Here is an 8028-nt window from a genome sequence, read left to right on the forward strand (position 1 = left end):
GTTTATTCTGATTTCCGTTCCTTCCTGCGTCTGGCCTGCCGGTTATCCCTGTCAGCGTTTTCTTCTGCCGGCACTCCTTTTTTCCTGTAGAGCAGGTATGCTGCTGAAAAGAGGATGAGCAGGATGCAGCCGGCAATCACCGGAGCATACCTGAAATACACCGGTGTCTGGACATCCCGCAGCTGTTCGGCAATCCGCCGGTTTGCATCCAGATTCGGATAATCCGGCCGGAGTTCCTTTACCCTGTCGAATGCCGCAAGAGCCTCGTCATACCGTTTCATCCCGGCCAGCGAATAACCTTTGTTGAACCATGCATCTGCATTGTCCGGTTCAAGAGATATCGCTGTTTCGTATGCTTTGATCTCCTCATCGTATCTTCCCAGATTGTACAGGATATATCCACGGTTGATCCATCCCTCCGCACGTGAAGGTTCAAGGGCGATCGCGGTATCCGATGCTGCAAGCGCCCCGGTAAAATTCCCGGCACGGTTGAGCGCGTCCGCTTTGCCGTTCCAGGCATTGAAATTCCCGGCATCGATGGCAATAGCCTGGTCGTACGCAGCAAGGGCAGAAGTATAATTTTTTGATTTCAGCAGTGCATCGCCCTGCGCTACGAGAGAACTACCATCACCGGCAGATGCACCGGCTGCCGTAACGAGCATGATGATGGCAAGAAAACAAACAGGCACAACTGCACGAATGTTTCGGTTCATGGATAGAACAACCCGATCAGATCTCTTCGAATGGGCACATAAGCATTTATACACAACATTCCCGCTGGTTGCCCAGGACCAGGATACGCCGCGTCAGGCTCTTATGTACTCGCTGTTCGTGCCGCTGGAGTATCGTGAAAGAATCCGCTGCGATTGCGGAAATATCACGATGCGTGACCACGACGGCCCGCTTTCCCGCTTTCAGTACGCGGCAGATCTCTTCGAGAGCGTTGCCATATAACGTATCCATGGTGTCAGTTTTTTTGATACAGACTGACTGTCCGTACGGGAAATCCGTCACTACCGCATCAATTGAGTGATCGCGGAATGGCAGGAGGGTTGCATCGGCAAGCATGAGGTCAGACCCGGCGGAGTTCTGCCGGCTTCCCGCAATCATCGCGGGATCAAAATCACTCCCTGCAGGAAAAGCACCCAGCAGGTCTGCTTCGATAAGTATGCCGCCGGTACCGCAGAACGGATCAAGGAGCGTACCACCCTTCCGTACACCGGCAATGTTGACGAGCGTTCGTGCCATCCGCGGCATCATCACACCGGGATGGAAAAAAACCCGCTTCCCCGGGTTTCTTGCATCGGACGCGCCGCGGTCAAATGCGAACAGGACTTTCCCGAAATAGCACCGGTCCTCAGATAGGATGGCGCGGTACTCCACCTCCGGGTTCTTCAGGGATACCGGACCGGCGACCATGGTCCCAATCATCCGTTCGAATTCCTTCTGGGAGCATGGATTGAGACGATGAGATCCTTCATGAATCTTCTTGACCCGGCCGGAAAATGCCTGCCGCGTTTCCAGAGAGAGATCCCGTAAGAGCCGTTCGAAAGCAGCGAGGTCAGGATCGCATTCACCGAGGTATTCGAGTACCCGATGCGTCATGGCGAGACGGCAGCATTCCGAGGGATTTGCGCATTCCGCAACCGCAACCTGCAGCCGCTGATCAAGAACGGTTCCGACACACCCGAGTTCCGCAAAAGGGAGTGTGGGATTCTCTCCGGAGAGTTCGAAGATCAGCTTCATCCTGATCTCATTGGCAGCAGCACCAGAAAAAGTGAGAGGTAATCATTGCCGGGAAGATTATTTCTTCCCTTTCTTTTTTCCACCAATGATGCTTGAGAAGAAACCGCCGCCCCCGTGATCCTTCCCTTCAAGTTCGGCAATCTTTGCATAGAGTTCTTTCTCCTCGCTGCTGATGGAACGTGGTGTAACTATCTTCACCCTGACCAGCAGATCGCCGGGCTTTCCACGGCGTCTGACACCTTCCCCGCTGATCTTCAGGGCAGTATTATACTGGATTCCCGCAGGAACTTTAAGCTCGATATGGCGTTTGTCGATGGTCTCGATCTCGACAGAGGTTCCGAGCACGGCCTGCGCCGGCGTGATGTCGATAGTTGTCTCAAGATTATCGCCCGAACGGGTGAATCTTTCATGCGGCTGGATATAGACCTCGATGAACAGGTCGCCGTTATGAGCGCCGTAATCGCCTGCTTCACCATAGCCTTCCATGCGGAGGCGCATGCCGTTGTCGATACCGGCAGGGATATGGACGGATACGGTCCGCTTCACCCGGGTATGTCCAGTACCCCGGCACTGCCGGCAGACCTTCTCCGGGATTTTCCCCCGGCCCTCACAATGCGGGCACGGGGTCATGCGGATGAACTGCCCGAACGGGGAACTCGTTGCCTGCCGCATCTGGCCGGAGCCGCCGCAGCGGGTACAGGTGGTCTGCTTTTTTGTCTCGCTCCCGGACCCGCTGCAGGCAGGGCAGGATTCGGTATGCATCACATCGATGTCACGATCAATGCCAGAAACGGCGTCCTCGAGCCGGATCTGGATCCGCATCAGCAGGTCTGCGCCGGGTTGAGGTCCCGACCGGCGCTGGCCCCCGCCAAAGAAATCGAAGATATCGCCAAAGCCGGAGAAATCGGCAGAGAAGCCTCCGCCAAATCCTCCGCTCCCGGTATAAGAGCCGCGTGAGGCATTTGTGTAGGTCTCGTGACCCATGTTGTCGTACTGGCGTCTTTTCTGCTCATCCGAGAGAACGCTGTATGCCTCATTGATCTTCTTGAATTTTTCTTCCGCTCCAGACTCCTTGCAGATATCCGGATGATATTTTCGGGCGAGATTGCGATAGGCTTTCTTGATCTCCGCATCGTCAGCATTCCGGGGTATGCCGAGCGTTTCGTAGTAGTCCTCTCCGCCCATGTTCCGGTCACTCGTCTTTTACCTTGTAGTCAGCATTAACGACATTGTCATCTGTCTTGGAATCTTTCTGCTGGGGACCTGCACCTGCCTCTGCGCCACCAGTCTGCTGGCCCTGTGCGGATGCCTGCTCTGCCTGCATCTTCTGGTAGATCTTGGTTGTTGCAGCATAGACCGACTCAGTCAGGGATTCAAAGGTCTTCTTGATCTCGTCAAGATTGTCTCCCGCAAGGGCTTTCCTGACCGCTGCAACACCCTCCTCGACTTTGGTCTTGTCGGCAGCGTCAAGCTTCTCGCCGCTCTCCTTGAGCATCCGTTCTGCCGTGAAGGTTGCGGTGTCAGCCTGGTTGCGAAGCTCGATCTCCTCGCGCTTCTTCTTGTCATCTGCCTCAAACTGCTTGGCGGCGTCCATCATCTTCCTGATGTCATCTTCGGAAAGCTTCTTGTCTCCCTTGATGGAGATTGCCTGCTGGTTGCCGGTACCGAGGTCCTTTGCAGAGACATGGATGATGCCATTCGAATCGATATCAAACGTGACTTCGATCTGGGGGATCCCGCGGGGTGCTGGCGGGATACCAGTCAGCTGGAATTTGCCGAGCGTGAAATTATCCTTGGCAAGTGCCCGCTCTCCCTGTACGACATGGATCTCGACACTGGTCTGCCCATCTGCAGCCGTGGAGAAGATCTGGCTCTTCCTTGTCGGTATGGTTGTGTTTCGCTCGATGAGCTTGGTCGCAATGCCGCCAAGGGTCTCGATACCGAGCGTGAGCGGGGTGACATCCAGCAGGACGATATCCTTGGTTTCACCGGTGAGCACGGCTCCCTGGATGCCGGCACCAAGGGCAACGCATTCGTCCGGGTTGATCCCCTTGTCGGGTTCCTTGCCAAGGAGTCTCCTGACCGTTTCCTGTACCAGCGGGATACGGGTTGATCCGCCGACCAGGATGACATGGTCGATATCTTTGGGTTCTAGTTTTGCATCAGCAAGTGCCTGCCTGACCGGACCGACCGTAGATTCGACCAGGTCACCAATAAGCTGTTCCAGCTTGGCACGGGTCAGGTCAATATTCAGGAACTTGGGTCCGCTGGCATCGGTGGTGATGTATGGCTGGTTTATGTTGGTAATCTGCCGCTGGGATAGTTCGATCTTAGCGTTTTCGGCTGCATCGCGCAGGCGCTGCATGGCATAGGGATCGTTCCGGAGGTCAATGCCCTCCTTCTTCTTGAATTCTTCAACAAGCCAGTCCTGAATCAGCTTGTCGAAATCATCCCCGCCAAGATGGTTGTTGCCTGCGGTTGACTTGACCTCGAAAACGCCGTCGCCAAGGGTCAGGATGGAGACATCGAACGTCCCTCCGCCAAGATCATAGACAAGAACCGTTGCGTCCTGTTCCTTGTCAATGCCATATGCCAGTGCGCTGGCTGTAGGTTCGTTGATAATACGCAGGACTTCGAGTCCGGCAATCTTCCCGGCGTCCTTCGTTGCCTGCCGCTGTGCATCATTAAAATACGCGGGGCAGGTAATAACTGCCTTGGAGATCTTTTCCCCGAGATAGGCTTCCGCATCCATCTTAAGTTTCTGCAGGATCATTGCGGAAATCTCCTGCGGGGTGTATTCCTTATTATCGATTTTCACCTTCTCGCTCGTTCCCATCTTCCGCTTGATCGACTGGATCGTGCGCTGGGGGTTGGTGACCGCCTGTCGTTTGGCAAGGCTCCCGACAAGCCGCTCTCCTTCCTTGGTGAAGGCAACGACCGAGGCGGTCGTCCTTCCGCCTTCGGAGTTCGGAATGACAATCGGTTTTCCCGCCTCCATGATCGACATACAGGAAAAAGTCGTTCCCAGATCGATACCCAGAACCTTCTCTTTTGCCATGATATACCTCTGTTAATCCTGATTTCCTTTTGATACCGCAACTTTTGCGTGTCTGATTACCCTGTCGTTCATCCTGTATCCCCGCGAAACCTCGTCAATTACAGTTCCTTCCGGCTCCCTGGAAGGAACATGGGCAATTGCATCGTGTTCAGCGGGATTGAAGGCTTTTTTCAGCGAATCTATGGGTATGATGCCGTGACGCTGGAGCTGGGCGCTCATCAGCTGCCGGATCTGCTCCAGTCCTTCCCTGAGATGGGAATCGTCAGACTTCAGGGCTCGTTCGAAGTTATCCATCACTTCAAGGAGATCAACTGCAAAACGTTCATTTGCGAGAGCAACGATGGATTCGCGCTCCTTTGCTGTCCGCCGCCTGAAATTCTCAAAATCGGCTGCAAGCCTCAGGAACCGGTCATTCAGTTCATCATATGCTTTTTTCTGTTCCTCCGGCTCAGGGGGAGGGAATGGTTCCGGCACCGGATTTACTGATGGTGCCGGGGCCTTATCCATTACCTGGTCCGGGCTGCGTTCTGCATCGTTCATAGTACATCCTTTTTGATGTTCCAATATCTATAGCATTGTAGTTCTATATAAATATTTGTGGATCCGTCCATCTGGTCACCGCCTGAAATCCTGATTTACTTAAGGTAAATGAAAACTAGCTGTACCCAATACCGATAATTTTTATATTTTTTTATTAATTAATATACAATGGATACGAGCCTCCCACCGGACCATAATGATAGGAAGGAAACCGGATACCTTTTTCCTGCCGTTGTGCATATTCATAACCATGAAGTGGGCACTCCTTTCCGTATGGGACAAGACAGGAATCATCGATCTTGCGAAAGTTCTGGCCGGTCAAAAATTCAATATCATGAGTTCCGGGGGAACGGGTAAAACACTTGCAGCAGCGGGCATCAAATTCACGGAGGTCTCGAGTTATACCGGATTTCCCGAAATGATGGACGGGCGGGTCAAGACACTTCATCCTAAAGTTCACGGAGGCCTGCTGGGCCGGAGATCAATCGATGATGCCGTCATGGCCAGGCATGGGATCAATCATATAGATCTCCTTGTTGTCAACCTGTATCCGTTTGAAAAAATGTCCGCACAAACGATGAAACTCGAAGAGCTCATTGAATACATAGATGTCGGAGGTCCCGCGATGATTCGTGCAGCCGCCAAGAATTACCGGGATGTTGCAGTTGTCGTGGATCCTGCTGATTACTCTATGGTTGCCAGGGCAATCACAGGGACCGGTTTCACTTCCGAAGACCGGCTGACGCTGGCCAAGAAAGCATTTGCCCGCACAGCTGCTTACGATGCTGCCATCAGCAATTATCTGTACCGTCTCGATTCCGAGTTCCCCACAACATTCACAGTACAGTTCACCGGGGGCAGGACTCTCCGTTATGGCGAAAATCCCCACCAGAAGGCTGCTGTCTATGGTACAAGCGGAATCGCCGGCACCGAACCGATCCAGGGAAAACAGATGTCCTACAACAATTACCTGGATGTGAATGCCGGTGTCGGGCTTATCAGGGAATTTGAGGAGCCTGCAGCGGTAATCATGAAACATAATAATCCGTGTGGTGTTGCCACCGGCACTGGTATACTGGAGGCGTACCTGTCAGCCCGCGACGTTGATCCGGTTTCGGCGTATGGTTCTGTCGTTACCGTCAACTGCGAGGTTGATGCAGATCTTGCTGCAGAAATCTGCAACACATACGTGGAAGTTCTTGTAGCCCCCTCCTTTAAACCCGAAGCCCTGCAGATCATGAAAAAGAAAGATACGATGCGTGTTCTGATCCTTCCGGAGAAGACCGAATCTGATGATATCCGGACGATTGACGGTGGTGTGCTGGTTCAGCGGACTCCCTCGTACCAGGAACACTGGGAAGTCATCACAGACCGGGATCCGACACCGGATGAGATGAAAGCTCTCCGGCTTGCATGGAAGGTCTGCAAACACACCAAGAGCAACACGATTATTTTTGCCGACCAGAAACGCACACTCGGTATAGGGGCGGGTCAGATGAGTCGCGTTGATTCTGCAAAAATCGCGATTGAGAAGGCCTGCGGTTCACTGAAGGGATCTGCTGTTGCTTCCGATGCTTTCCTTCCTTTTCCCGATACACTTGAAGTAGCAGCGCAGGCAGGGGCGACGGCGCTCGTCCAGCCCGGTGGATCGATACGGGATAAGGAAGTTATCGAAGCAGCAAACCGCCTTCACGTAGCGATGGTTTTTACGGGCGTACGGTACTTCAGGCACTGATTTTTTCCTTTATTTTGCGCAATAAGGCTGATAAATCAGATAAATTTATATTCTGCGAAGTTGTCATAGCTTATTTAAATCGTTTGTGGCCGGTGGCCACGGATGGTTCCGAAATTATGATCGTATCATTGTGGTGAAAAAGATGGATTACGGAAGCATGGTTGGTGAATCCTTTGAGTATACAAAGGAGGCAGTTGTCGGAAAGTGGGCCAAATGGGTAATGCTTGTCATTGCCACAATCCTTCTTGCTCTCCCCCTCATGGGATATGTAATGAAAGTACTCCGCGGTGAAAAGCCTGCACCGGAAGTCGAGGACTGGGGTACTTTGTTTATCGATGGTATCAAGTACCTGATTGTTATGATTATCTGGATGATACCGGTTATCATCGTGTACGCAATTATCTTTGTTGTTATGTTTGCCGGTGCAATGACCGGGGACCCGACCGCGGCAATGGCAGCTGTCGGTACGATGATGATTGGACTTCTCGTCGTCTTTGTCCTTGCAGTTATCATCGGGCTTTTTGCCATGATCGGTGTTGTCCGGTTTGCACGCACGGGAAGCATCGGGGAGGCATTCAACTTCTCTGCAATCCTTGCTACCATCGCCAAGATCGGATGGGTACCCTACATCATTGCACTCGTCGTCCTGATTATCTGCGGTGTGGTTTTCGGTATCGTTGTCGCTATCCTGATGATGATCCCGGTCATCGGATGGCTTGCCTATCTCTTCCTCATCGCCCCGTGGTACATCTTCGTTGCACGCTATGTCTGCCAGCTGTACGACAGTGCTGGTGCATAATACCACATTTTTTTTAGTTACCCTATCCCCGTGAAAAAGGCGGGGTGACGGTTTTTTATCCCAATTTATTATAGATATATGCGGTCTGGTGATCTCATGGATTTTGGCTCAATGCTTGATGATTCGTTTGCATATGCAAAGGAGGGCATC

Annotated in this window: 7 protein-coding genes; 2 read left to right on the plus strand and 5 right to left on the minus strand. The window is 52.6% G+C overall.

What is annotated here, in order from left to right; translation table 11 throughout:
- Positions 1–2: 2 nt before the first annotated feature.
- Genes A4E33_RS10880 through A4E33_RS10900 form a run of 5 tightly spaced genes read right to left on the minus strand, consistent with a single transcriptional unit; the run spans position 3 to position 5344 of the window.
- Positions 3–713 carry a tetratricopeptide repeat protein gene (locus A4E33_RS10880; protein ID WP_292348069.1) on the minus strand — a complete coding sequence of 237 codons (711 nt, stop codon included), beginning with the start codon at positions 711–713 and terminating at the stop codon, positions 3–5.
- Positions 714–759: 46 nt separating this feature from the next.
- The gene (locus A4E33_RS10885; protein ID WP_292348071.1) at positions 760–1746 is read right to left on the minus strand and encodes a methyltransferase domain-containing protein; all 987 of its coding nucleotides are present in this window, start codon (positions 1744–1746) and stop codon (positions 760–762) included.
- Between the two features lie 57 nt (positions 1747–1803).
- Positions 1804–2931 (minus strand): molecular chaperone DnaJ, encoded by a 1128-nt coding sequence (gene dnaJ / locus A4E33_RS10890; protein ID WP_292348072.1) that lies wholly within the window; start codon positions 2929–2931, stop codon positions 1804–1806.
- Positions 2932–2938: 7 nt separating this feature from the next.
- Positions 2939–4804 (minus strand): molecular chaperone DnaK, encoded by a 1866-nt coding sequence (dnaK, locus tag A4E33_RS10895; RefSeq protein WP_292348074.1) that lies wholly within the window; start codon positions 4802–4804, stop codon positions 2939–2941.
- A gap of 12 nt (positions 4805–4816) precedes the next feature.
- Positions 4817–5344 carry a nucleotide exchange factor GrpE gene (locus A4E33_RS10900; RefSeq protein WP_292348076.1) on the minus strand — a complete coding sequence of 176 codons (528 nt, stop codon included), beginning with the start codon at positions 5342–5344 and terminating at the stop codon, positions 4817–4819.
- A 250-nt stretch (positions 5345–5594) separates the two neighbouring features.
- Between A4E33_RS10900 and purH the strand changes: the two genes are divergently transcribed.
- Together purH and A4E33_RS10910 are read left to right on the plus strand one after the other, a co-directional pair.
- The gene (gene purH / locus A4E33_RS10905) at positions 5595–7079 is read left to right on the plus strand and encodes a bifunctional phosphoribosylaminoimidazolecarboxamide formyltransferase/IMP cyclohydrolase (RefSeq protein WP_292348078.1); all 1485 of its coding nucleotides are present in this window, start codon (positions 5595–5597) and stop codon (positions 7077–7079) included.
- 142 nt (positions 7080–7221) lie between these two features.
- On the plus strand, positions 7222–7878 hold the full coding sequence (locus A4E33_RS10910) for a DUF4013 domain-containing protein (RefSeq protein ID WP_292348080.1): 657 nt from the start codon (positions 7222–7224) through the stop codon (positions 7876–7878).
- Positions 7879–8028 lie beyond the last annotated feature (150 nt).

Origin of the sequence: Methanoregula sp. PtaB.Bin085 (assembly GCF_002067035.1) — an archaeon.
GTDB lineage: Archaea > Halobacteriota > Methanomicrobia > Methanomicrobiales > Methanospirillaceae > Methanoregula.